The 24,871-nt window shown below is 36.6% G+C and carries 18 protein-coding genes; 4 read left to right on the forward strand and 14 right to left on the reverse strand.

From position 1 onward, the window contains the following. Window positions 1–4 precede the first annotated feature (4 nt). A complete protein-coding gene (locus tag VUJ46_RS19100; protein WP_326982280.1) occupies window positions 5–844 on the forward strand; it encodes a tetratricopeptide repeat protein in 840 nt (279 codons plus the stop codon). Between the two features lie 75 nt (window positions 845–919). On the opposite strand, the gene VUJ46_RS19105 is transcribed toward VUJ46_RS19100, so the two are convergent. From VUJ46_RS19105 to VUJ46_RS19120, 4 genes are all read right to left on the reverse strand, one after another. After that, on the reverse strand, window positions 920–1,786 hold the full coding sequence (locus VUJ46_RS19105; RefSeq protein WP_326982281.1) for a hypothetical protein: 867 nt from the start codon (window positions 1,784–1,786) through the stop codon (window positions 920–922). A gap of 29 nt (window positions 1,787–1,815) precedes the next feature. Further along, window positions 1,816–2,712 carry a hypothetical protein gene (locus VUJ46_RS19110; RefSeq protein WP_326982282.1) on the reverse strand — a complete coding sequence of 299 codons (897 nt, stop codon included), beginning with the start codon at window positions 2,710–2,712 and terminating at the stop codon, window positions 1,816–1,818. 16 nt (window positions 2,713–2,728) lie between these two features. Beyond that, on the reverse strand, window positions 2,729–3,643 hold the full coding sequence (locus VUJ46_RS19115) for a hypothetical protein (RefSeq protein WP_326982283.1): 915 nt from the start codon (window positions 3,641–3,643) through the stop codon (window positions 2,729–2,731). Window positions 3,644–4,119: 476 nt separating this feature from the next. After that, a complete protein-coding gene (locus VUJ46_RS19120; RefSeq protein ID WP_326980898.1) occupies window positions 4,120–5,568 on the reverse strand; it encodes an IS1182 family transposase in 1,449 nt (482 codons plus the stop codon). A 672-nt stretch (window positions 5,569–6,240) separates the two neighbouring features. Between VUJ46_RS19120 and VUJ46_RS19125 the strand changes: the two genes are divergently transcribed. From VUJ46_RS19125 to pelA, 3 genes are all read left to right on the forward strand, one after another. Further along, on the forward strand, window positions 6,241–9,183 hold the full coding sequence (locus VUJ46_RS19125; RefSeq protein ID WP_326982284.1) for a VIT domain-containing protein: 2,943 nt from the start codon (window positions 6,241–6,243) through the stop codon (window positions 9,181–9,183). Between the two features lie 395 nt (window positions 9,184–9,578). Further along, on the forward strand, window positions 9,579–10,769 hold the full coding sequence (locus tag VUJ46_RS19130; protein WP_326982285.1) for a DUF4861 family protein: 1,191 nt from the start codon (window positions 9,579–9,581) through the stop codon (window positions 10,767–10,769). Between the two features lie 13 nt (window positions 10,770–10,782). Continuing rightward, window positions 10,783–11,802, forward strand: coding sequence for a pectate lyase (gene pelA / locus VUJ46_RS19135; RefSeq protein ID WP_326982286.1), 1,020 nt, complete (start codon window positions 10,783–10,785; stop codon window positions 11,800–11,802). Between the two features lie 447 nt (window positions 11,803–12,249). Here the strand turns inward: pelA and VUJ46_RS19140 are convergent, their stop codons facing one another. The 10 genes from VUJ46_RS19140 to VUJ46_RS19185 all read right to left on the reverse strand — a co-directional run bounded on the left by VUJ46_RS19140 (window position 12,250) and on the right by VUJ46_RS19185 (window position 24,630). Beyond that, a complete protein-coding gene (locus VUJ46_RS19140; RefSeq protein ID WP_326982287.1) occupies window positions 12,250–13,359 on the reverse strand; it encodes a pectate lyase family protein in 1,110 nt (369 codons plus the stop codon). 148 nt (window positions 13,360–13,507) lie between these two features. After that, on the reverse strand, window positions 13,508–14,794 hold the full coding sequence (locus VUJ46_RS19145) for a nucleoside hydrolase-like domain-containing protein (protein ID WP_326982288.1): 1,287 nt from the start codon (window positions 14,792–14,794) through the stop codon (window positions 13,508–13,510). A 159-nt stretch (window positions 14,795–14,953) separates the two neighbouring features. Further along, window positions 14,954–17,422: a glycoside hydrolase family 95 protein gene (locus VUJ46_RS19150; RefSeq protein ID WP_326982289.1), complete on the reverse strand. Its 2,469-nt coding sequence runs from the start codon at window positions 17,420–17,422 to the stop codon at window positions 14,954–14,956. A 31-nt stretch (window positions 17,423–17,453) separates the two neighbouring features. Next, window positions 17,454–18,380: an alpha/beta hydrolase gene (locus VUJ46_RS19155; RefSeq protein WP_326982290.1), complete on the reverse strand. Its 927-nt coding sequence runs from the start codon at window positions 18,378–18,380 to the stop codon at window positions 17,454–17,456. A gap of 6 nt (window positions 18,381–18,386) precedes the next feature. Then, the gene (locus VUJ46_RS19160; RefSeq protein WP_326982291.1) at window positions 18,387–19,286 is read right to left on the reverse strand and encodes an alpha/beta hydrolase; all 900 of its coding nucleotides are present in this window, start codon (window positions 19,284–19,286) and stop codon (window positions 18,387–18,389) included. Window positions 19,287–19,345: 59 nt separating this feature from the next. Then, on the reverse strand, window positions 19,346–19,687 hold the full coding sequence (locus VUJ46_RS19165) for a cupin domain-containing protein (RefSeq protein ID WP_326982292.1): 342 nt from the start codon (window positions 19,685–19,687) through the stop codon (window positions 19,346–19,348). 188 nt (window positions 19,688–19,875) lie between these two features. Then, entirely contained in the window at window positions 19,876–20,613 is a 738-nt protein-coding gene (locus VUJ46_RS19170; protein ID WP_326982293.1) for a rhamnogalacturonan acetylesterase, read from the reverse strand. A gap of 96 nt (window positions 20,614–20,709) precedes the next feature. Then, window positions 20,710–21,687 (reverse strand): pectinesterase family protein, encoded by a 978-nt coding sequence (locus tag VUJ46_RS19175; protein ID WP_326982294.1) that lies wholly within the window; start codon window positions 21,685–21,687, stop codon window positions 20,710–20,712. A gap of 192 nt (window positions 21,688–21,879) precedes the next feature. Next, a complete protein-coding gene (locus VUJ46_RS19180; protein ID WP_326982295.1) occupies window positions 21,880–22,791 on the reverse strand; it encodes an alpha/beta hydrolase in 912 nt (303 codons plus the stop codon). Between the two features lie 171 nt (window positions 22,792–22,962). Continuing rightward, window positions 22,963–24,630, reverse strand: coding sequence for a glycoside hydrolase family 28 protein (locus VUJ46_RS19185; RefSeq protein ID WP_326982296.1), 1,668 nt, complete (start codon window positions 24,628–24,630; stop codon window positions 22,963–22,965). Between the last annotated feature and the right edge of the window lie 241 nt (window positions 24,631–24,871).

The following is a 24,871-nucleotide window of genomic DNA, read 5'->3' on the forward strand; positions in this document are numbered from 1 at the left end:
AAAGATGAAAAATAATTTTAGTATAATCTTATTGTTTATGAGTATCCAGATTTATACTCAAAATCAAAAAGTAAAGGATTTTTTGAAAACAAATTATATAATTTCAGAACTTCATAATGATTTTAATAATGACGGGTTAAAGGATGATTTATATATTTTCGCAAGTAATACTGAAAAAGAAACAAAAGTAACTATTGAAGACATGAATAAAAGGAAGTTACTAATAATATTTAATCGAAATAACAACAATTCAGTTTATTATGAAAATGATAATATATTTCCTTGTAGAGAATGTACAGGGAAAAGTGATAATGATATTAGCGATTTAAAATTTGAGAAAAATATACTATCATATAAGACAATAATAGCTCCTTTTTCATCTAATAATTATTCTATAATAAATTTTAAGTTAAAATTTATTAATCAGAGCTTTGAAATTTGCAATTATGAAGAAACTTATTATAAAGTCGGTGAAGATAATCATGCTATTATCAGGTTAGATAGTGGCGATATTCCTAAGATGAAATTTAATTATTATGATTGGGTAGCAAATAAAAGTTGGGATGATTATATTTTAGTAACAAGCCAAAATGTTACAAAACTTAATGATTTTGCTTATAAGATTGAAAGCGTAAATCCATCTGTTTTAATAAATGTTCTTTTAAAGATTATTAAAAAATATCCAGAACGCGTAGTAGCTTATCTTAATTTAGCAGATGGCTATTGGGAAACTGGAGATAAATTAAAAGCAAAAGAAAACTATAAAAAGTACATTGCTTTAATGAAATCTCAGAATAAGGATTTGAAAAGAATACCGCAGCTGGTTTGGGAGAGAGCTAAATAAAAAAATAAAAAAAAATCCGAAGAAGAAAATCTCCGGATTTCAATAATCTTTCAAAAATTTAAGACACTCAGTCTATTAATTATTATTGTTCAGTCTTGTTATTCTGAGATATTTGGTATAATCCTCAGTGGCTTTCTTCAGAATACCGGCATTGCTTCCGTATGAAGGGGTTGCTGTTCCGGGTTTGGTAATGACAATTTTAATCCGGTCATTGGCGTTAAAACGGAGGATTGTTCTTGGAAGAATCACCGTCTGAAGCTGGTTAGATACTCCGATATCATAGGGAGTTGCTGACCCTGCCACTGCAGTCCATGTTGAGCCATTGTTCGTCGATTTCATCACCGTAATAGCGACGTATGTATAATTTGAATTATCTGCCGTAACACTTCTCTGAGGATTAAAACTATAATTGGACAATAATCTGTAATTTCCTGCCGTTTTAATGGTGAAGATGTCATTGGTACTTGCCAGCTCAATATCGGCAGGGTTATCAATAGAAATTTCGTTGGCTGACCAAAGGATGGGAACCTCATAATTCTGACTGTTATTTACGCCTGTAACCTGTGCTGCAGTAAAGGACTGTGCTGTAGTAGATCTCATGACGTATTGATTAGACTGTTTATAAACAGTGATCTCTGAAAAGGTCGTGAACTTTTGCCATGCAGAACTTTGCCAGAAATAAATGGAGTTGCCGACTACTGCATTGCTGCCGCTGCCGTTTGCCGTGAGATTTACAACCATCAGTCCATTGGCGGGATTGGCAATAGTTATTACGTCATTTCTCCCTGTTAAATTAAGCCGCGGCAGAAGAAACCCTTTATTGGCAGATGAAACCTCTAAAATTGCCGATGGACTTGGTGAAGATGTTCCTATTCCGACTTGGGCATAGTGTAATGTGCCTAAGAACAACAGGATATATTTGCTTGTATCGTATATTTTCATGTCGTTTATTTTTTTCGTCAGTTGCTTTTTTAATTAAGTTTTTGAATTCTGAGCAGGCGGGAGTAAGCCAGCCCCGTTCCTGATTCAATATTAAGGGTGCTGGTAGCAGATGCGGTTCCGTGGTTAACAGTGGAGCCCTTGGCAACTACAACCCGTATAAGGTTATTGGCGTTGAGGGTAACGATAAAAGGAGCCATCATAACGGAACGGTTACGGTCTCCTGTCCCTACACCCCATGTCGAACTTGTTTTTGAAATATTCGTCCATGAATCTCCGTTGTTTGTGGAAACCTGAATAATGAGATCTAAAGCTGCTATACAGTTTGTTTCCGTGGCTTGAGTAGTGCAGGTCGTCGATACCCAGGGGTTGTATCCTACATACCCTGTGATTTCATATCGTCCTGAAGAGAGAATCTTAAAATTATTATTGGCCAGAGAAACCCTGTTTCCGACATCTACATTCATCGCTCCTGTTGCTGACGAATTGAAATTGACAACTATATTTTGTGCGCTATTAAAATTAGTTTTGTTCAGCTCCTGATTGCCCGTATTTCCTACGATGAATACCTGTGGATAAAGCTCTGTTTCGAAGGTCTGAGCTGTGGCCATGTCAATCCAGCTTGTTCCGGTCCAATAATAAAAAGTATTGGCCATGATCAGGGAATCGGAAGTGGAGTTGGTCGTATTATAAACCAGTAACCCTACAGCAGGATTGGGAATGGTGGTAACATCCGTCCTGTTTTGTAATGCCACACGGGGAAGCAAAACTCCTTTTTTGCCATTCGCAGGAAGGTTGCTGACATCAAGATCTAGTAATGCTGAGGCGTTCGGACTTGAGGTACCGATACCCACCCCGGGCCCGTTGGTGTTTTGAGCATAAGCAAGACTTGCTGCCAGGAAGCATATGGTAGAAATATTTTTCAGCATATTTTTTTTATATAAATTATTGTTGAATATCATAATCTAAAAGCGTAAGGGTTAGGTTTTTTGATATGGGTGTCCTGGTGGAAGATGCTATAGATGGGAGAGGAGCATCAGGTGAAGACGCAGGATTTTCCCCGTGAATACTTGAGGTATCACTTACGCCAAAAGGATTCTGGACAACCATTCTCACCATCTGTCCGGCAGTAAGGTTAATAGGAGTGGAAATCAAAGTGGCAGTTTTCAGTAAATTATTGGTTCTTACTCCCCAGGCTGTTCTGTTTCCGATCACATCAGTCCATGTACTGCCGTTGTTATTGGACAGCTGCAGCTTCAGATTAAGAAAGCATCCTCTTTGCGGAGATCCTATGGAAGTACGGTTAGGATTATAGTTCACATAGCCTGATATTTCATACAGCCCGGTAATATTAATCTTAAACGTATTTCCTGATTTTGTTGCGATATTCCCGGTATTAACCACCATATCGGTATCTGAAAAAGAGATGGGGATTCCACCGTTTGCAGCACTGGTAGCGTTGATGTCATTATAGGTAAAAGTCTGGCTTGATGTCGCATTGAGACTCATGACTCTGTAGGCAAGAAAGCTTTCCAGTACCGTGGTTACTCCAAAATCTACCCATTCTGTGCCATTCCAGTAATAATATCGGTTAGGATGAACATTGTCTGGAAATGTGCCGGCAGTTGAAAGATTATACACTAAGAGACCTACAGCCGGTGAGGGAATTGTCTGCGTATCACGAGAACCTGTAAGACTGACCCTGGGACCCAAGAACCCTTTTTTGCTTCCCGTGGGCAAACTGGCGGTGTTTAACTCCAAAATTGCAGAAGGATGAACTTGCGAAGTTTGAATTCCAACTTGGGCATTTAAGCAAAAGCTTAAAGATAACAAGGAAATTAATGAAAAAAATTTAATCATATTAAGATTTTTATAATAATATATTTAATTGAAATGTTTGTTTTGATGTATTGTATTCATAAAAACAGCAACAATGTATTAATTCATATGAAAAATAGGGGTCTTGTTAACATATCTTAACAGGAATTATTTAAATAGATAGTATCGATTTTAATTATAGTTTAGAAGGAATGAATATTGAAGTATTCTAAAGTTTTATCGCAAAAATGGAGGGGGTAGTCATCAGAGGAAGGATCAGTAACAAAATCGGGTAACAAATCAAAAAAAAAGAGAAAGAATAATGAGGGCACTGAAAAACCCCGTTCATATAGAATTACCAATTGATTTGGAGTTAGAATTAAGAGTTTATTACGAAAATTAAACCTTCGTAATAAGCTTTTTTTCTTTTTTTCAGTATCAAATTTTTGAGGTTTAACGGGATTGATATTGCGCCACGCCTGCGATGTTTATAAAAGACGGAGTATAGATCGATTTCTCTATATTAATTTCAGGATTCTCTTCAAATTGACAGTGAAAATAGCCATTGCACCCTGCATTTGCATATTTTCAATACCATTTGCAATCGCCCTGTCGTAGCCGTGTACGTTTTTAAGCTCGCTGTTTTTGGCTTCGATTTTATAGCGGTGTTTCGATTTTTCTTTGTAATAATCGCTTTCCTGAAAAATCATTTGCTCCTTATGTAAGTCTGATTTTATGGAAACCGAATAAGTTTTAGATTTTGCTCCTTCTTTATAACATCCTTCTTTTAATGGGCAAACCTTGCATTTTTCAATATCAAAATAATAGGTATCCACTTGATTTCCGCCTACGTGTTTCTTCCCGCCACGAGCTTTGCGAATCGCCAAATGCCCTGCAGGACACACAAAACGGTCGGCATCTTTATTGTAATCAAAACGGTCTTCATCTTTTCGAAAACCCTGGGTGATGGAAGGATTAAGTCTGGCTACTATTTTAATATTTTGTTCGCCCGCAATTTTCAGATTTTCTTTTCCGCTGTAAGCAGCGTCACCAATGATGGCATCTACCTCCATCCCGTTGTCCTGGCTCATCTGCAGTAATTTTGGCAGTTCCGGGCCGTCGCCTTTTTCTCCCGAAGTTACCACGGCCGCCGTAATAATCCGCTCTTCGCTCATCGCCAAGTGCGTTTTGTATCCGAAAAAAGAACTGTCAGCCGATTTGTGACCCGTTTTAGCGTCGGCATCTTTTGAAAAAACCATCTGCTCCCCGGTGTCTCTCACTGTTTCCTTCAAAAGATTCAGCTTCTCCTTTACAGCAGGAATCTCCCTGATAGAAGCTTCGTTTTCAATGCGTTTTTCGAGTTCTCTGCAATAATCCAATTCTTTGTTTAAATCATTTTCAATATTTTTTGAGGGCATTTTAGTTTTAAATTCTTCATCAAACTGATAAACGGTCTTGCGAAGCAGTTTTGAGCGCTCCCGCAATACTTCTATCGTTGAAAAAGGATTGCTCATCGACAAGGTGTGAGTGGCATCTACAATGATGGATCTGGATTTGATGATGCCTTTTTCAATCGCAATACTCACGGTTTTACCAATGAGCAAGCTTAAAAGATCACTATCTTTCAAACGCAGTTTTCTGAATTTTGTAAGGGAACTGGGATTGATTACATCTTCTTCCGGAGTCATATCCAAGAAATATTTAAAGGACATATCATACCGGGAACGCTCTACCACATCTACATCAGAAACTGTATAAATACTTTTTAAAAGCAGGTATTTAAACATCCGTACCGGACTTTCAGCATTGCGACCATTGTTTAAGCAGTATTTGCTCAAAAGCTCATCATAGATGAAAGAAAAATCAATCAGCTCATTAATTTTTCTAAGAAGGTTTTCCTTCGGTACAATTAAATCATACAAACCGGAATAGGCACTCAACGGAAGTTTTTCTTGCTGTATTAACATTTGCTTTGCTATTGAAATTTACATTGAAGATAAAAAAATAAGCAAAACTTTTAAAGTTTTGCTTATTTTTTTTAATGAAGTTTACTTTTTCAGTGCCCTCAGAATAATAACACCGTTTTTTAGAATTTTATAAGGATTTGTTCACTTAATAAATGAGTTTTTTAAACTTTGAAAGGCGAAAATCCTAACACTTTTAATAAAAATGCTTTTAGATCCACAAGAAGTGAGAAGCATACAATAATCATATTTCACTGATATTTTCACGGCCTGGTCTATAAGGAAATCGAATATGGTTTATCAGAAATTCAGACCATACCGCGGATTTAGCCTAGCTGACGAATTTACAGTATCAATCGTAAAAAGAAAGGCATCATCGAAGCGGAGAGCTATTTGTTATTCTGGAAGATCAATGGGATAGTGAATGTAACGCCTTATTTAAAGATCTAAATATTTTAATAAAACAAAAAGAAATCAATCCGCATCATCGGTGGCTTTAGCGGATCCCTATGCTCCGTACAGCAAATGTCTGGCTGGTAGAAATTTCAGATTTAATTTTAAATAAGATAATCTATAAAATAGCGAATAACCCTATTTTTCATTTTTTCCAACCTTTTTCCCTTTTCCCGCATCTTTATCAATAGAAACATTGTTCAACTAGAAAACGCTATTGATATGAGAAGCTTATCTATAAAGTTATTGTTATTCTTTCCGGTTTTATGGTCGGCACAGATTCCGGTCATTGAAACTCCGGATAAAAAAGGAGGTTTTGAGAAGGATAAAAATGTTATTCTTCAGAAATTAAATATAGAAACAAAAATTACCGGCGGGATTTCCACGAATGTGGTGACGATGGTTTTTAAAAACAACTCCAAGAGGATCATGGAAGGACGCGTCACATTTCCTTTGCCGGAAGGCGTGAATGTGAGTGGGTATGCACTGGATATTAATGGAAAACTGCGAAATGCTGTTCCTGTAGAAAAAACTAAGGCGAAAGAAGTTTTTGAGACCATTGAAAAAAGAAGGGTAGATCCCGGAATTCTGGAAAAAGTAGAGGGGAATAATTTCCGGACCAGAATTTATCCGATCAGTCCGAACGGCGGAGAAAGAACCATTCAGGTGACGTATAATGATGAACTTAAAAAGTCAGGCAAAAGCTATCAGTACTTTTTACCGTTGAATTATTCAACAGAAATACCTCAGTTTAATGTTAAAACAACAGTGTACCAAAATGCAGATCTACCTCAGATGGTAGAAAAGCCAGATGGCAGCTTTGATTTTATCAAAAAAGGTGATGTTTGGGTAGCCGAAACGCACAAATTAAATTATCAGCCATCTCAGAATCTTAGGATCAATTTTCCTGAGGAAGATGACAGTCAGCAGATTTTAATGCAGAAAGCATCGAATAATTCGGCGTATTTTTTAGCCAATATAGGTGTAAAAGGGAAGGAAAAGCCGAAAAGACTGACCAATAAACTGGCTATTGTCTGGGACAATTCCTTGAGTGGTTCTAAAAGAAATCATATCAAAGAATTTGAATTATTAAACGAATATTTTAAATCAAATAAAGATCTGTCCGTAAAAGTCTATTTTATTAACAACGCTTTTGAAGAAGGTAAAAACTTTACAGTAAATGATGGAAACTGGTCGGAATTGAAAGCGTATTTATCTCAGGTCACTTATGATGGCGGAACAGATTTCGGGCAGCTGAAATCGGTTAAAGAACGTGAGATTCTATTTTTTACGGACGGACTTTCTTCTTTTGGAGATTTAAAAATGAACTGGAGACAGCCTGTATATACGATCTCAGCTTCCAATAATGCCAATTTTAATCAGTTAAAATTTATCAGTAATAAAACGGGTGGAGAGTTTTTAAACTTAAATGAAAATGAGCCGAGAAAAGAGGTGAGAAAACTCCTGTTTCAACCTTTTAAGTTTTTAGGAATTGAAGATAACGCAGAAATCACGGAGGTGTATCCTTCTTTATCACAAACGGTTTCTAATGATTTTGTTCTGACCGGCATTTTAACCGGAAATAAAACGACAGCTACTTTAAAATTCGGATACGGAAATGAAGTCTCAGAGACCAAGACCATTGATTTAAATGCGAGTGAGCAAATGGTAAAAGATTGGGAGATCTCACAATTCTGGGCTCAGAAAAAGCTGAATGAACTGGAAATTTTTGAAAAAGATCATCAAAAGGAAATCAAAGATCTTAGCCGTCAATTCGGTTTGGTGAGTAATAATACAAGTTTAATGGTGCTGGAGGACATTGCCGACTATGTCCGGTATGAAATTACACCGCCCTCAGAATTGCGTGCAGAATATGACAGATTGGTCAAAAATAATCAGGTTGAGAAAGATCAGCGTGTAGATGATCTCATGCAGAAAGCCGAAAATATGACCGCCAATCTGAAAAAATGGTGGGAAACAGATTTTGATAAAAAACCTAAATATTACCCAAGAACGAGGCGCTCACAAAACGATACGATGAATTATGAGAGACAGATTGAAGAGGTTGTTATGGTAGGGTATGGCGCTCAAAGGAAATCAGTTCAGGCTTCTTCCAGTTCTGTTGTCTCGGAATTGAGAGCTAATCATAATGTTCTTGCCAGCCTTCAAGGCGCAGCACCTGGTATTTCGATTGGTAGTGGAGAGTTTTCTCCTGAGAATATAGTGAGCAGCGGAAGGATCATCGTTGCGGATATCAAATCGGATGCAGAATACATGAAATTTTTTAATGAGGCTAAAACTTCCGAAGAAATTTATCAACTGTATCTGAATCATAGAAATGAATATAAAGATGTACCTAGATATTATTTCGATATTTCTCAGCTGCTTTTTAAAAATAATGATAAGAATTTAGGCTTAAAAGTATTGAGTTCCATCGCAGATCTGGATCTTGAAAATGAAGAATTATACAAATTATTAGCCTATAAACTGAAGCAGGCTGAGGTATTCGACAAGGAACTCTGGATCACTCAGAAAGTACTGGAATGGCGACCTTTTGATCCTCAAAGTTATAGAGATTATGCTCTGGCTTTGGAAGATAATGGACAGTATCAGGCGGCTTTGGAGAATTTGTATAAAATTTTAAATCAAACGTATACAAGAGAACTGGCCGCTCGTGATTATGGAATTGAAGAAACCTTGATTATGGAGATCAATGAATTAATTGCCCGTCATAGAAATGATTTGAATTTAAAAAAGATCAATCCTAAAATTATCGCAGATCTTCCGGTCAACATCCGTGTGGTCATCAACTGGAATAAAGACAATACGGATATTGACCTTTGGGTGACCGATCCGAATGATGAGCGCTGTATGTATTCTCACAAAGCAACGGCCATTGGAGGAAGATTAAGTAACGACTTTAGAGGAGGTTTCGGCCCCGAGCAGTTTTTACTGAAAAAAGCAATTAAGGGAAAATATAAAATTGAGACCAATTTTTATAATGAAAATCAGATAAGTATTGCAGGGCCTACAGCGATTATGGCAGAAATCTACATCAATTATGCTACCGGAAAACAGGAGCGGAAAGTGGTGGTTTTTCAGAATAAAAGTGAATCTGATACAGGAAATAGAGATGGTGTGCTAGTCGGTGAATTTGAATTTTAAGTTAGTGAAAGTAGGGGCAGAAGTGGCTGCCCTTGCTTTTTATTGTTCCAAGCAATGATTAACTGATTCTATACATTAGAATTAATTCTACACCTCTTCGATTTTTTTCTATCTGTAATTTTTCATGAAATCTCTTCAGAAAGGTATTTTTACAGAATAAAGAATGTTGAGCATTATGGCAATGCAATGCATGAGATTATAATAGTCCGATTGTCGTACTTATTTTAATCCTTAATTTTAAGTTAGGTTTCAAGTCTGTTCATTGAGCAGGCTTTATTCTTTTTCTCATTTCCGGTTTCCTTAAAATATTGTTAAATCCTTAGGTTCAGCCATAACTTTTTATCATAAATTAAAATTTATGTTTATTTTTGGAATATTAACTCAACTAAATTTAAATGATGTTTACAGTTAAAACGAGGATAACCGGGTTGATGTGTGCAATCGGTTGCATTGCTTCTGCTTCTGGGTATGCCCAAAAAACCATTCACGTAACCAATCCTTCAGATTTTCAAAGAAATGAAGTCGTTTCAATTCCCGTTTCGGATTTGAGAGCCTTTCTGAAGAAAACAAAAGAGGCAGATCTGAGAATAAAAGACGGGAATAATAAATTGATCACCATTCAATGGATTGATTATAATGGAGATAACAAAAATGATGAACTGCTTTTCTTTGCCCAAATAGAAGCAAAAGCTACCAATACCTATACTTTAGTTTCGGATCCTAAAACCCCCGTTCCGGAAAGTAAGCTGACGACCTATTCCAGGCTTGTTCCTGAAAGAGTAGACGATTATGCCTGGGAAAATGATAAAGTGGCCTTCAGAGTGTATGGTCCGAAGGGGCAAAAAGAAGCATTGGCGGGTGTAAAAGGAAGTACACTTTCCAGCGGTGTCGATATCTGGTTTAAAAGAACAGATCAGCCGGTGATCAATAAATGGTATAAAGGTTATCTTACAGACCCGATGTATTATCATAAAGATACGAGAGGCGAGGGGTATGATCCTTATCCGGTGGGAGACAGTCGAGGAACGGGAGGAACGGGAATCTGGACAGGTGATGAACTTCAGGTCTCCAAAAATTTTATTTCTTCAAAAACCATTGCAGAAGGTCCGCTAAGAACGGTTTTTGAACTTCAGTATTTTCCGTACAGCAACTTTATGGTAAAAGAAGTCAAAATCATCTCCCTTGACCTTGGATCTAATTTTTCAAGATTCGAAACTATTTTTGAATCCCACACTCCTGCGCCGAATTATGCCATAGGGATTTCATTGCATAAAAATGAAGGCGAAACGAAGCTGAACGACAGAGCCGGATACTATCTTCACTGGGAAAAAATTGATGACGCGTATGTAGGTGAGGGAATTGTTGTCAATCCTAATATTGTTCAGAAATCGTTTGCCCACAGAACAGAAACGCCTGATCAGAGTAATTTGCTTGTCCTTACTACTCCACAGAAAAACCTGACGTACTATGCGGGATTTGCCTGGGAAAAAAGCGGTCAGATAAAAACAAAGGATGATTGGGAAAATATGCTGCAAAAACAGGCGAAAATTGTGGCTAATCCGTTGGTGGTTGAGTTTAATAAATAATTAAAGAGCTAGGATGAATTTAAAAATCTGTACATTAACTTTAAGCTTGGTGGCTGCCAGTTTTTCAGCTCAGGTAAAAGATACTTTGGCGGAAAAAATAATGTTGTATCAGCTTCCGATCGGAGGTTGGGGAAAACAGTTGGAAGATAAATCTGTGGTGAATTACGATTTACCGATTGATAAACCCCTTTTAAAAAAGATAAAATCAACAGGTGATGATCACGCAACGATCGATAATAATGCAACGTCAAGGGAAATCAATGCTTTAATAAAAGCTTATTCTACCACAAAAAATCCAGAATATCTTAAATCTGCAGAAAAAGGGATCGCTTATCTTTTGTTGATGCAATATAAAAACGGAGGTTTTCCACAATATTATCCAAATACGGGATTATACCGAAAACAAGTGACTTACAATGACAACGCGATGATTAATGCTTTAACGGTTTTGTATAATGCTGCGGAAGGAAAAAATGATTTTAATGTTATTGATCCTAAACTAAAAGAAAAATCAAAAGTTGCCTTACAAAAAGGTATTGAATGTATTCTTAAAACTCAGGTTTTACAGAATGGAAATCCAACGATTTGGGCAGATCAGTATAATGAAATTACCCTTCAGCCGGATAAAGCAAGAGCTTTTGAACCTATTTCTCTGGCAACAGGTGAGTCTGTGGGAATTGTAAGGTTTTTAATGCTTCAGCCTGTAAATCCAACGATTGAAAAATCGATTAACGGGGCATTGCAATGGTTTAAAAACAATAAAATCGAAGGCTACAGCTACAACGTTTCCAAAGTAAACGGAAAGGCAGTACGAACTTTAACGGAAGATAAAAACTCTGTGATCTGGGCGAGATTTTATGATATTCATACCAATAAACCCCTATTCGGAGATCGTGATGGAAGTGTAAAATACAACTACTATGATGTTTCTGAAGAAAGACGAAACGGCTACAGCTGGTACGGAGATTTTGCTGAAAAATTAATTGCAAAGGAATATCCGAAATGGCAGGAGAGAAATGGGGTTGGGAGATAGGTTGTAGATTAGTATATCAATGTACCAATGTACCAATGTACCAATGTATCAATGTATCAATGTATCAATGTATCAATGTGTCAATGTGTCAATGTGTCAATTTATCAGGGTATTAGAATGGTGGGAATCTTACTGTCTAAAATAGTAAAGGTTTGAAATTTTCAAAGGACTCTTATTATTGTTGATAATTAATCTTCCTCAACCACGAAGTGGTGAAATATGAATAGCGTCGGGTGAAACCCGATGAATAGGTGTTTCGTTTGACCATATCCAATAAATTTGAAGTAAAAGGGTAGAGGTTAAAAGAGCCAGGTGGATGAGGTTAAAATTTTACGGAAACTCTCATTCTTATTTTTAATTTATCATCATAAAAGTACAAAGTAATAAAATAGGCTGTCCAAAATTGAGGACAGCCTATTTTTTATCAATCAATAGTATTTAAATTCTTTAGAAAGAATCGCAGACATTACCCGTTAATGTCGCACCGGCATTTGCTGTTACATCAGACTTTACAGAAGATAAAGAAAGTGTTCCGATAGAATACGGTGGGGTAAATGCGGTTCCGCTTCCTACTTTATTTCCCGTGGTATTGGTAAATGTATTGTTAGAAGTTACCGTTACCGCTGTATAACCGCTCATTAAATTAATAGGCTCTTTTACATTCTCAAATACGTTTCCGTCTACACGGATATTCGCCTGAACACCTGCTGCAATACATTTGTTGCTTACAGAACTGTTGAAATAACTGTTCAGGATATGAATTTTTCCGAATCTCACTCTCGGCATACGTTCTCTACATCCCGGAGCCCACCAACAACGAACAAAAGTTACATTCAGTTTTCCCGCATCGGCAGTCGCTCCATCACTCGAACCGATAAGATTAGAGAATCTGTGATCGTCCGTACCTCCTGAACCACCTGCTTTTGGAGCTTTTAGGTAATGGAATTTCGTGTAAGAAACCGTGATGAAATCAGATTTATTTTTAATATCAAAATTTCCATCTACGCCATCTCTGAATTCACAGTGATCGATCCAGACATTTCGGCAATCATCCAAAATAGCATTGTCCCAACCATCGGTATCATACGCCCCCGGACCTTCGAAGATCAGGTTTCTGATGATGATATTGTTACATCTTTTAATGTTGATAATTCCTGAACCGTCTTTTGTCTGGTTCGTGGAAACCAGCTTAGCACCACTGGCGCCGTAAATCGTTTTTCCGGTTTGATCCTGAAATGACAAACGAGAGGTGATGGTAATGGTTCCCGTAACTTTAATGACTTTCACAGCTGTATTTTCGATCGCAGCTTTTAACTGAGCATAAGTAGAAACCGTAGTTTCTGCCGCCGTTCCGCCGCCTGTGGTTCCTCCGTTTTGAGAAGCCCATCCGGGAGCAACGCAATCCGCTAAAGGAATAATTTTACCTGCCACTGCGCTTTTTAAACCAATCTCATTGGTTGTTGATTCATTGTTGATTTCTTCCTGACCACATCCGGTCAATACGAAAGTTGAACTTAGGACAGCCATAAGAAAGACCGCTCTGAATGTTTTCTTCATAGTTTATTATATTGTAATTATTCAGGTGTAAAATTATAAAGTTGCTATTGAATTAATTTATATTTTAACGTAATAATATTTATATAATTATAATGTTGAATATTTTATTTAAACAATCGGTTGCATTTTATGTTATGTATAAAATAATTTATTTTAGCCATTCCCAACGTTTTGCCCAATCCAGCAGAATATCATTTTTCCATTTGGAAATCGTTTTTCCACCTTGATATTTTCCGTCAAAAAGATTCGGATCAGATGTATCAGAAAACCATGTGTTACCAAGCGGAATATCTGTTGAGTTTTCTTTTCCCGGCCAAAGATTGACAATATTTAATTTCCCTTCAAAACCATTTAGCTCAGGAATATCTGATGTAAATTTATAATTCAAAACTTCCGCGGCCTTCGGAATATATTGTAAAACGTAATTTCCATTTCCAAGATAATTTCCCGGCCATTTCTGAATATCTTTTTTGTGTAAAGTTTCCATATAAAAAGGTGCAAAAGTGGGATTTTCTTTAAGAATAGGGCCTTTAAAACGGAATTCAATTAAAGAACAGAAAGCGATATCCTCTGAACTTCCTTTGGTTCCGTCAACAATAATTCTTGGGCTTCTATTGATTTTTTCAAAACTTCCGCCCCAGCTTTCACCAGTAGGATCATTAGGGTTTCCATGCATCAGATAAAATAAAGTCGGGCTGTCACCCATTTTAACTTCTCCGTTATAGTAATTCTTGAAATCTTTTCCCATTGCTCCGTAACCTTTAATGTATTGATCATAATATTCGGTGCTTTTTAAAATTTTAGGATTATCATTTTTAGAAAAAAAAGAGTAGTAGGTAGAATTTACTTCGATAAACCATAGATCAGGAAAGTTTTTCACAATATAAGAATAGGAATTGGCACTCCATTTTTTGTTGGGACCACCAATCCAGTAAATTTTAATGTTTTTTTTGATATCCGGTGCGTCGTGCAAAGCTTGAGCAATATCTTCCAGTCCGCCCCAAACCAAAACCCATAATGGTTGTGAAGATTTTTTTCTGGCAGATTTTACGATCCATTCTGAGCCTTCTGTTGATTTTGAAAAACCTTCGTAAGGCGCATTTCCTCGTAATCCTTGTTTTGAAACCGAACGCAGATATGTTGGAGTGGCAAAACCTGAACTGTGTTTTTTTAATTTAGGTAAATCTTTTTCATAAAGATCGATCATTTTTAAAATTTCTTCCTTGCTTCCGTTTCCAAAAGACGGCGAAGAAACAAGCCCTTCAATATTAAATTTATCCGAGTACATCAGCAAATGGATCATCGACTGATTATCATCCGGATCGGTTCCTCCAATATCTGTGCTTATCAGAATTCTTGGCTTTTCCTGAACTATTTTTTGAGCTTTTACATAAAAAGTGCTGACAATAAGTATGAAAAGAACAAGATTTTTCATGATAAGGTTTTCATTGGGTTATTTTTTTAATAATTGTTGGAAAACGCACAGACGCAAAGCTTAATGAAATACTTAATACTAAAAGGCATAAGGATTTTATCCTCGATAAAATTTTGTGTCGCACGACTTGCTAAAAAATCTTTGCGTTTTCCAATATATTTATTTCACGTCGAAAGTATAGGTTTTACCCGCTTTTGTATCAATATCAAAAACCTGAGTTTCAGGAACATAATATGCTTTCAATTCAGCCTTTTCTGAGATTAAAGGGGGGTTAATTGCATTTACCTGATAATATTCGTTTGAATTTTCTCCACTCGCTTCCGCAAGTTTAGATCTGAACTGAAGATCTTTTGCCACACGGATTCTTGCATTGCCACCCAAAGTTGATTTTATGGTTAATTTTTTCAGCTTAGAATCTTTCCAGTCGATATCAATTTCAAAACCGCCTCTGGCTTTTAATCCTTTAACAGAACCGTTCGGTAAAGCATCCGGAAGTGCCGGTAAAATATAAAGGTCACCATCATAGCTTTGCAATAGCATTTCCGCAATTCCTGAAGTACACCCAAAATTTCCATCGATCTGGAATGGCGGATGCGCATCCAAAAGATTCGGGTAAGTTCCTCCCGATTGCCCTTTTGTTTCCATTGGAGCCGGAGTCAGCTGATCTGAAATTAATTTAAAAGCACGGTTTCCGTCGAGCAATCTTGCCCACCAGTTCACTTTCCAGCCCATCGACCAGCCTGTAGATTTATCGCCACGATAGATCAGTGAGTTTCTTGCAGCTTCCGTTAAATCCGGATTTCTGAACGGAGAGATCTGCCCCGAAGGAAATAAACCGTACAAATGAGAAATATGTCGGTGCTTGTCATCGGTTCTGTCCATATCTTTCAGCCATTCCTGCAATTGAGCATGTTGCCCGATTTGCATTGGCGGAAGTTTATCTAAAGCCGTTTTTACCTCATCCGAAAGATCCTGATCTTCATTCACGATTTTTGAAGCATTGATAAAATTATTAAATACATCAAAAACAAGCTGATTGTCCATCGTTGTACCTGCCGTAATTCCTACGCCCTTCATATAGGTGTTTTCAGGTGACATTGATGGCGAAACCACCAGATAATTTCCTGAAGGATCGGGTTGAAGAGTATCTAAATAAAACAGGGCACAGCCCTTCAGTACAGGATAATATTTTTTTAGAAACTCCTGGTCTCCGGTGTATAAATAATGATTCCATAGATGTTGAGTGAGCCATGCACCGCCCATTGGCCACATTCCGTAGAAACCGCCATCTACAATTCCTGTGATTCTCCACAAATCGGTATTGTGGTGCATATTCCAGCCTCTGGCATGGTACATTTCCTTTGCAGATTCCTGTCCGATTACCGATAGATCTTCCAGCATATCGAACAAAGGTTCGTGCATTTCGCTGAGGTTGGTGTTTTCTGCTGGCCAGTAATTCATTTCGGTGTTAATGTTCACCGTATATTTGCTATCCCAAGCCGGATTCAGCTGATAATTCCAGATTCCCTGAAGATTCGCGGGCTGTGTTCCCTGCTGCGAAGACGAAATCAATAGATAACGCCCAAACTGGAAATACAATGCCACCAAATCAGGATCGCTTGTCGTTCCGAATTCCTGAATTCTTACATCGGTTGTTTTCTTCGTCTGCTCAGTAGTTCCTAAATCCAGATTAACACGCTTGAAATATTGTTGATATTTTTCAATATGTGCTTTTAATTCTTCATTAAAACTCTTCTTCAACGCACTGTTTAAATATTCTGTAACTCTCGTATGAGGATTTCCTGAAAGGTCATCGTATTTTTTGAAATTTGTAGCGGTAGAAACATAAAGAATAACTTCATTGGCTCCTGAAATAGTGATTTTCCCTTTAGATGAGGTTACTTTTCCACCTTTTAAAACAGGAACAGCCACGGTTTTAAATTGAACTCTGCCAATTTTATTATCCATAGAACCACTTGTTCCATTAATAATCAGCTGGTTACTCTGTGTGAAAACCGATTGCACTTTATGTGGAGTAGTGGCACTAATTGAAAAATTCAGATTTCCTCTTTTACTGGAAGTTAACCTGATTACCACCACATTATCGGCAAAAGATGAGAATATTTGACGTTTGTAAGTTGCTCCTTTTACTTTGTAGGATACGGTGCTTACGGCTTTTTCAATATCTAAAGTTCTCTGATAATGACTGAAATTTTCATGACCTTTAAAATCAATAAAAAGATCGCCCATCGTTTGATACGGCATTCCGTAATTCAGATCTTTGGTGGCTTTTCTCGGGTAGGTTCTGTTGGATAAATTCTGAGCTTCTTCAAAGTGACCGTCATTCAATAATTTTCTGATCTTTTGAATGCTGTCGAAGGTATTTTTCGGAACATTATTTCCCGGTTCGCCCGCCCAGATCGTTTCTTCATTCAGCTGAAGATGTTCCTGAGCAGCTCCGCCAAAAACCATCGCCCCCAATCTTCCGTTTCCGATGGGTAAAGCTTCGTTCCAGTTTTGGGCTGGTTTATCGTAGGTTAATTTTAAATTTTTTTGAGCCTGAACGCTAACGGAAATCACAGTTCCGCAAGCCAGTAAGAAAATTTTATGTTGAATGTTTTTAAACATGATCCATTAAATTTATAAAAGTCTTAAAAAATTATTTATTCATAATTGTTTTCAACCAATCTGTGCAAACTTCTTTCCAATTTTCTGTTAATTCAGATTTATTAGAAATTCCGATGTTGTGTTCGCCTTCAGGAAAAATAAATAATGCGCCTTTTACTTTATTTTTAATCATGGCTTCATAATACAGAATACTGTTGATAACGGGAACAGCAGGATCATTCTGAGCATGAAATAAAATGGTTGGCGGTGTTTTTTCATTCACCTTATTCTGCATAGAATATTCTTTTATTTTTTCCTGAGAGGCATCTTCGCCCAATAAATTCACGCAGCTTCCTTTATGCGCAAATTCACCGAGGTCGATCACCGGGGAAACAAGAATTGCAAAATTAGGAATTGTTGAGATAGTTGACAAATCGCCTTTTAATTCTGTATAATCTTTAGAAATATTACTTGCCATTGCCGCTAAATGTCCACCTGCAGAAGTTCCTAAAACGCCAATCTGATCAGGTGAAATACCATATTGGGAAGCATTTTTTCTGATTAATTTAATGGCTGCCTGAATATCTTGCAAAGGTGCGATTTCTCTTTGTTTCAAATCCGGAGAAGTCGGTAAACGGTAATTTAAAACAAAAGCTGAAATTCCTAATGTATTCAGCCATTTTGCATAAGAATATCCGCCTAAATCATAAGTTAAATGATGGTAACCGCCGCCGGGAATGATGATGATCGCCATCGATTTTCTCTCTTCTTTTGCTGGTAAAAATGCAAACAGTTCAGCTTCCTGAATTTGAGTGATGCGTCCTTCCTTTTCTTCAACGATATTTAATTTTAAACCTTTAGAATTAGGCATTCCACCTTTGGGCCAAACCGTGATTTTTTGTTGCGCGGATAATTGTATTCCGAGAAGAATGCTAAAAATGAAGATGAAATTTTTCATTGCTAAAAATGTATTACTCATTACCAATTACTTATTACTGATGCCTAGAAGCCAGTCTGAGCACAATTTTTTCCAGTTTTCGCTCAATGCATCTTTATCAGTTACAAAAAAACGATGACCTCCTTTCGGAAATATAAACATTGCACCTTTTACTTTATGCTGAGTCATTGCTTTAAAATATAAAATACTGTTCATCGGAGGAACTGCCGTATCGTCCTGATTATGAAATAAAATAGTGGGCGGCGTTTTTTCTGTCACCCGATTTTGCATGGAATATTCCCTGATTTTTTCCGTGGAAGCATGATCTCCGAGTAAACTTTCACGGCTACCTTTGTGAGCATATTCACCGAAATCAATCACCGGACAAAACAGAACGGCAAAATTAGGAATCGTAGAAATACTTTCCCAATCACCTTTCAATTGAGTATAATCTGTTGTGATATTGCTTACACTTGTCGCTAAATGTCCGCCTGCTGAAGTTCCCACAACGCCTACAAGATCGGATGAAATTGCCCACTGTGCGGCATTTTTTCTGATGTATTTAATCGAAGCCTGAATATCCTGTAACGGCGCAATCTCTCTTTGAATTAAATCGGTTGAAGTCGGTAATCTGTAATTTAAAACAAAAGCAGAAATTCCCTGAGTATTCATCCATTTTGCAATCTGAAAAGCACCTTCATCATAAGTTAATTTAGAATATCCACCACCTGGAATAATGATCACTGACATTTGTTTTCTTTCTTTTATGGGAGGAAGGAAAGCGAAAAGTTCAGGTTCTTTTATTGCTTCAAGCTCTTTTTTCTTTTGAGTTTTTGATGCTAAAATTTTAGAATTCGGCATTTCACCTTTCGGCCAGAACATCATTTTTTCCTGTGCGGAAAATAGAGTGAAAAGTAAAATAAATGGAATGAAAACTACTTTTTTCATGGATTACAAAAATTAGAAACCTCATAGATTTTAAAACCTATGAGGTTTGATTTTAGACTTTAATCTTTTAAAAAATCTTCTCTGAACGGCGTAAAAGCATCAATCAGCTGTCCCGCTTCCAGACATTTTACCCCATGAAAAATATTGGGTTGCGCAAAAAATCCGTCACCTTTTTGTAAGATTTTAACTTCTCCATCAACAGTTACTTCAAATTTTCCTTCGGCAACATACGTAATCTGTGAGTGAAAATGTTGGTGCAATGCGCCAATCGAATCTTTTTCAAACCTCACGATCACCATCATCACCTGAGAATTGTAACCTACAAACTGTCTTGAAACACCGTCTCCTAAATCTTCCCACTCAGAATTACCGTCGAAAAATGGTTCTTTTTTGAAATTCATTTTTTAATTTTTTGTTGTTGGTTAATCACAAAGGCACAAAGATTTTTATTTTAAATGCTTTTTTAAGGCGCAAGAAAATCAAAGATTTTCGACAAAGTATACAGTGCTAAATTTTATCAAAGATAAAATCCTTGTGTCTTAAAGATTATTTAGCAATTCCAAAATTCCTAGCGTCTTTGCGTTTAAAGCTACTTAATATACTTCTCCAAACCTGTTTTCAAAGTTTTCAAATCTTTAACAGCCAATTTTGCAACAGATTCAGCACCTAATCTCGATAGATGCGTGTCGTCCGCTTTATCTTTTGTATAATAGGGATTTTCGCCTGCCTTAAAATGAAGATGTAAAAGCTTCGATTTTTCCGGCCCTGCAGCGATTTCCATTTGTTCCGTCAATAATTGCATATCTACAAATGCCACTTTCATATCATTTGCAACCATTCTTACCACCAAAGGATATTCTTTATGAGTGTCAATTAAAACGCCGTTTTCATTGAAATTTCTTCTTGTGATGGAAGTCATTAAAATAGGTGTTGCTCCTTTTGCTCTTGTTTCATTCACGTATCTTTCCAAATTCGCTCTGTATTGAGTATAAGGATTGGTAAACTTTGTAGAATCTTTTAGTTTTTGGTCGTTGTGTCCAAACTGAATGATGACAAAATCACCTTTCTTCAATTGTTTTTCGACTTTATCCCATCTTCCTTCGGTTCTGAAACTTTTTGAGCTTCTGCCGTTCATCGCATGATTCTGAATTTCAATTCCGTTGGTCATGAATTGTCCTAAAACCTGTCCCCAACCGTGCTCTGGGTTTTTATCGGGATTGTCTTTGTTTGACATCGTAGAATCGCCGATCAAGAAAAGGGTTGGCTTTTGTTGCGCCAGAATTAATGTTGAAAGAGCTATGCTAAATAATAAAAATATCTTTTTCATTTTAAATAAATTTTAATTAATGTTCTTTTGTCTTAAAGGAAAAGAACTAAAATTGTCCTAAGTCTATTTATTGCAGTAATCATTACTCATTACCAATTACCAATTACTCATGTTTGGATTCCAGTTATTAAAAATCTTTTCTAATGAATAATTCTTCAAATCTTTTTTCGTCAGTTGATGAGACCAATTAATACGTTTTGAACTATTTCCGCCATCACCTTTGCTACCAAATTCTGCGTAATAAGCAGTTTTTTCTTTATCAGGAAACATTTTGTCGCCTTTCCACGGATTCCAGCCTTCGGGAAGAATGTGTTTTCCCATTTCGGTATTGATGAAAACGGTCTTAGCGTACGGTCGCCACGGTCTTCCTAAATACACTTTGGTGATACCTTCTTTGGCAATTAATTTACAGTCGAAAAATATGAAACCATACTGTCTGTCGGCTTCTGTTGCCGCTGCGGTGATATAAGAATCTGCTAAACTTTTAATCGTACAATTTTTAAAAACAACCGTTGCCTGTCCGAAAATAAAATCTGTTGTTCCTTCAATATAACAGTTTTCAAAATATTGTCTACTGTGATTGGTTGCGGAATAAATCGTGTCCTGACAACCTAAAATATTCGAGTTTTTAATCACAAAACGGTCACCTTCCACATGGAGAGAAACCGCCTGTCCTTCATTGCACGAAGAATTTTTAATGGTTAGATTACTGATTTTAATATCATCGCCCGTCACCAATAAAGTATAGGAATTAAACGTCGTCATCTTTTCATTAAACGCATCCAATTTTCCTGAAAAATTATTGTTGGTAATTATGGTATTATCTTTATTTTCGCCTTCTAACGTTATTTTATGTTTTGAAGAAGCGATAACCACTTTTTCATTATATGTTCCGGATTTAATGAAAACTAATGCTTCCGCCGGACCTAAATCTCTTATTGAATTAATTGCCTTTTGAATCGATGTAAAATCTCCGCTTCCATCTTTGGCAACGGTAATTTTGATGTAAGGATTATTTCCTGCAAAGAGAAAATTTGCCATTGAAGTGAGTAGAATTAAAAATAATTTTTTCATAAACTGATATATTATTTTTTGACGCAAAGATTTATTTTTTCTTTGTACTAATTTTTAAGGAGCAAAGGTTGCGACTTTGTCGCTGATGAAGCTTTACGATGAAAGCGTTTGCTTAATAAAATCAATTTATTGGTTCCTCTTTGCTGCTTAAAGTTTATCATATTTATTAATAAATTTTTGCGTTTAAAATTATTATTTCAAAACTTTATCTAAAAAGTCAATAGTTAAATTCAAAGTTTCTGTAAACCAAGGTTCTGCCGACCAGAAAGAGTGAGGAGAATCTTTGATTTCATGAAACTCAGTTGGGATATTATAACTCTTTAATCTTTTCATCATATCGTCTCTCCCAGCATGAAAGCGAGGCTGCGAACTGTTGATGAAAAGGGTAGGAGGTGTATTTTTATCCACATATTCCAATGGTGAAGCTTCTTTCCATATTTTCGGATTGTCTTTTTGCTGATAACCCAGCCAATAGGCATCGTAAGTTCCTTCTTTTCCGGATTCCTCATGAATAAAGGAAACAACACCGTCTACATTGACAATAGCCTGAATTTTATTCTTTTTTTTGACACCAACTAAAGTTGCCATTTGTGCTCCCGCAGATTCACCCAAAACCACCATTTTCTTTTTGTTTAAAGAATATTTCTGATGATTTTTCCTTAGCCAGTCAATTCCGGTTTCGATATCTTCCACTCCGGCCGGATATTTGGCAACATCGGCTAATCGATAACCGATTGCAATTACCACATAGCCTTTTGAAGCCAGTTCCATCGCCATGAATTTCTCATTTTCCTTGCTTCCCGAAATCCATCCACCACCGTGAACCATCGCAATTCCCGGATATTTTTTGGATGGGTCTGAAGGATAATAAACATCTGCTTTTAAAGAAAGGCCGTTGATATTTTTATATTCCACATCTTGATCAATTTTGATATTTTGTGGAACAGGTCTTTCAATAGAAGTGAGAAAAGGATATTTTTTCTTGAATTTTTCAAACGTACCTTCGGTGGTGTAAGGACTAGCATTCGGTCGATTTACCTGTCCGAATGCCATTGTCCCCACAAAAAAAATAGAAATATAAGTATGTTTTCTGTTAAAAATCATTCGCTTATGGAAATTTTTTAATACTATTTTTTGTTGTTGGTCAATCGCAAAGGCGCAATGAATTTTACAAACTTTATGTTTTAGGGCGCAAGGATTTTATCTTTGATAAAATTTAAAACTGCATAATTTTTTGAAAATCTTTGATTTTCTTGCGTCTTTGCGATTCTCCAACTATTTAACTGCATTTTTCGCTACATCCGTTCCGATAGAAAGTGAATTTTTATCAGACGTTACTTCTTTCGGTAACAAAACGGTTCCTGTTTTGCTGCCTAAAACCTTTACGTACGGCTTGTTTGCGGATTCAAATTTCACTGTCGAAAGGTTGATATTTTTACTGTTATAAATTGTAGCTCCCGTTCCCTGAGAGTATTTAAGCTTTACATTTTTTAATTGAATTCCGTCTGCATCTACGATTGTTAAAGCTTTTCTCGTTTCAAACTGAGAATCTTCGATCACAATATTTTTAAGATTCATTTCAGCTAAACCGAACAACGTAATTGCTTCATCAGAATTCACCGCATTAATGTTTTTAAAGAAAATATTTCTGAAAATCGGTGTTTCTTCTGTTACAGGATAAACTTTTTCAGGAGTTTTATTTCCTTCCTGTTTCTGTCCGTCTTCCAACACCGGAGAGGCGCCTTCGTAGAACATATTGAAACCAATCGTCTGTGTCGGGATATTAATCATATCAATATTTTTGATGTAAATATTTTCAACGATTCCTCCCCTTCCACGCGTTGTTTTGAAACGAAGACCGATATCTGTTCCGATAAAAGTACAGTCGGAAACGTGAATATTTCTCGCGCCGCCGGACATTTCACTTCCTATCACAAAACCTCCGTGACCGTGATATACAACGTTGTTTTTTATGATTACATTTTCAGTCGGCATTCCTCTTTTTCTTCCGTCCTGATCTTTTCCTGATTTAATACAAATGGCATCATCACCAACATCAAACGTATTATCGTAAATCAGAACATTTTTACAAGATTCCAAATCTACACCATCTCCGTTTTGAGAGAACCAAGGATTTCTAACGGTAAGATTTCTTAAAATCACATTCGAACACATTAAAGGATGAAGATTCCAGGCCGGAGAATTCTGGAAAGTTGGTCCGTCTAACAATACTTTGTCACAGCCAACCAAACTTACCATTACCGGACGAAGAAAATCTTTAACCGTATTTAATTCATCTTTAGAAATTTTATCAGGAACGTTGAAGCTTGAACTGCTTTCAAATCCTTTTTTATAGCTTTCTGAAGGATACCAGTTTTTACCGTCCGCAGATAAAATTCCGCCGGATTTTACTATATTTTTCCATTCAGATTCTGAAACTTTGCTTTTTTTGATGGCTCTCCACGCATCACCGCTTCCGTCGATTACCCCTTTTCCTGTAATGGCAATATTGGTCGCATTTTTAGCTGAAATCGGAGACTGACAACGGATGGTATTCAATCCTTCAAAGCTTACGTCCACCAAAGGATAATCTGCTTTATCTTTACTGAAAACGATAAACGCCCCTTCTTCTACATGAAGATTGATATTGCTTTTTAATTCAATCGGACCTGTTAGCCACATTCCTCTCGGAACGACTAATTTTCCACCACCTTTTTTGCTAAGGTCTTCAATTGCTTTTTTGAAAGCTTCGGTATTTTTTACATTTCCACCTGCAACACCACCGTATTGAGTAATAGAAACCGTGTTAGCTGCAAATGAAGTTTCTGCCACCTGAGGCATTTTAAACTCAATGTTTTTATAAATATCAAGGTTCTGAGCATAGATTTGCCCTGAAAACATCATTGCTGCTACTAAACCGATCACTTTAAGAGACTTCTTCATTTTATTATTTTTTGAGTTTTAATTCATTTTTTTATTGCGTTTTGCCGTTGCCAATGATATGTTTTGTGATTGTGGCATACAGACAACAGCAAAACGACGAATAAAAATGAAACTATATTGTAAAGTTTTTTTGTTCTTAGATTTTTTAATCTAATGTTTTTTATCCCACGGATTTCACAGATTTGCACGGATGTTTATGTTATTTTTAAGTTTTAAAAACGGTATGTAATATCTGTGTAAA

Source organism: Chryseobacterium sp. MYb264, assembly GCF_035974275.1.
GTDB lineage: Bacteria > Bacteroidota > Bacteroidia > Flavobacteriales > Weeksellaceae > Chryseobacterium.

Excerpts from the sequence above, each read along its gene's own strand:
- VUJ46_RS19115 (WP_326982283.1), bottom strand. The coding sequence starts at position 3,643 with ATGATTAAATTTTTTTCATTAATTTCCTTGTTATCTTTAAGCTTTTGC.
- VUJ46_RS19120 (WP_326980898.1), bottom strand. The coding sequence starts at position 5,568 with ATGTTAATACAGCAAGAAAAACTTCCGTTGAGTGCCTATTCCGGTTTG.
- VUJ46_RS19160 (WP_326982291.1), bottom strand. The coding sequence starts at position 19,286 with ATGAAAAAAGTAGTTTTCATTCCATTTATTTTACTTTTCACTCTATTT.
- VUJ46_RS19100 (WP_326982280.1), top strand. The coding sequence starts at position 5 with ATGAAAAATAATTTTAGTATAATCTTATTGTTTATGAGTATCCAGATT.
- VUJ46_RS19180 (WP_326982295.1), bottom strand. The coding sequence starts at position 22,791 with ATGATTTTTAACAGAAAACATACTTATATTTCTATTTTTTTTGTGGGG.
- VUJ46_RS19165 (WP_326982292.1), bottom strand. The coding sequence starts at position 19,687 with ATGAATTTCAAAAAAGAACCATTTTTCGACGGTAATTCTGAGTGGGAA.
- VUJ46_RS19130 (WP_326982285.1), top strand. The coding sequence starts at position 9,579 with ATGATGTTTACAGTTAAAACGAGGATAACCGGGTTGATGTGTGCAATC.
- VUJ46_RS19105 (WP_326982281.1), bottom strand. The coding sequence starts at position 1,786 with ATGAAAATATACGATACAAGCAAATATATCCTGTTGTTCTTAGGCACA.
- VUJ46_RS19110 (WP_326982282.1), bottom strand. The coding sequence starts at position 2,712 with ATGCTGAAAAATATTTCTACCATATGCTTCCTGGCAGCAAGTCTTGCT.
- VUJ46_RS19155 (WP_326982290.1), bottom strand. The coding sequence starts at position 18,380 with ATGAGTAATACATTTTTAGCAATGAAAAATTTCATCTTCATTTTTAGC.
- VUJ46_RS19170 (WP_326982293.1), bottom strand. The coding sequence starts at position 20,613 with ATGAAAAAGATATTTTTATTATTTAGCATAGCTCTTTCAACATTAATT.
- pelA (WP_326982286.1), top strand. The coding sequence starts at position 10,783 with ATGAATTTAAAAATCTGTACATTAACTTTAAGCTTGGTGGCTGCCAGT.
- VUJ46_RS19140 (WP_326982287.1), bottom strand. The coding sequence starts at position 13,359 with ATGAAGAAAACATTCAGAGCGGTCTTTCTTATGGCTGTCCTAAGTTCA.
- VUJ46_RS19125 (WP_326982284.1), top strand. The coding sequence starts at position 6,241 with ATGAGAAGCTTATCTATAAAGTTATTGTTATTCTTTCCGGTTTTATGG.
- VUJ46_RS19145 (WP_326982288.1), bottom strand. The coding sequence starts at position 14,794 with ATGAAAAATCTTGTTCTTTTCATACTTATTGTCAGCACTTTTTATGTA.
- VUJ46_RS19175 (WP_326982294.1), bottom strand. The coding sequence starts at position 21,687 with ATGAAAAAATTATTTTTAATTCTACTCACTTCAATGGCAAATTTTCTC.
- VUJ46_RS19185 (WP_326982296.1), bottom strand. The coding sequence starts at position 24,630 with ATGAAGAAGTCTCTTAAAGTGATCGGTTTAGTAGCAGCAATGATGTTT.
- VUJ46_RS19150 (WP_326982289.1), bottom strand. The coding sequence starts at position 17,422 with ATGTTTAAAAACATTCAACATAAAATTTTCTTACTGGCTTGCGGAACT.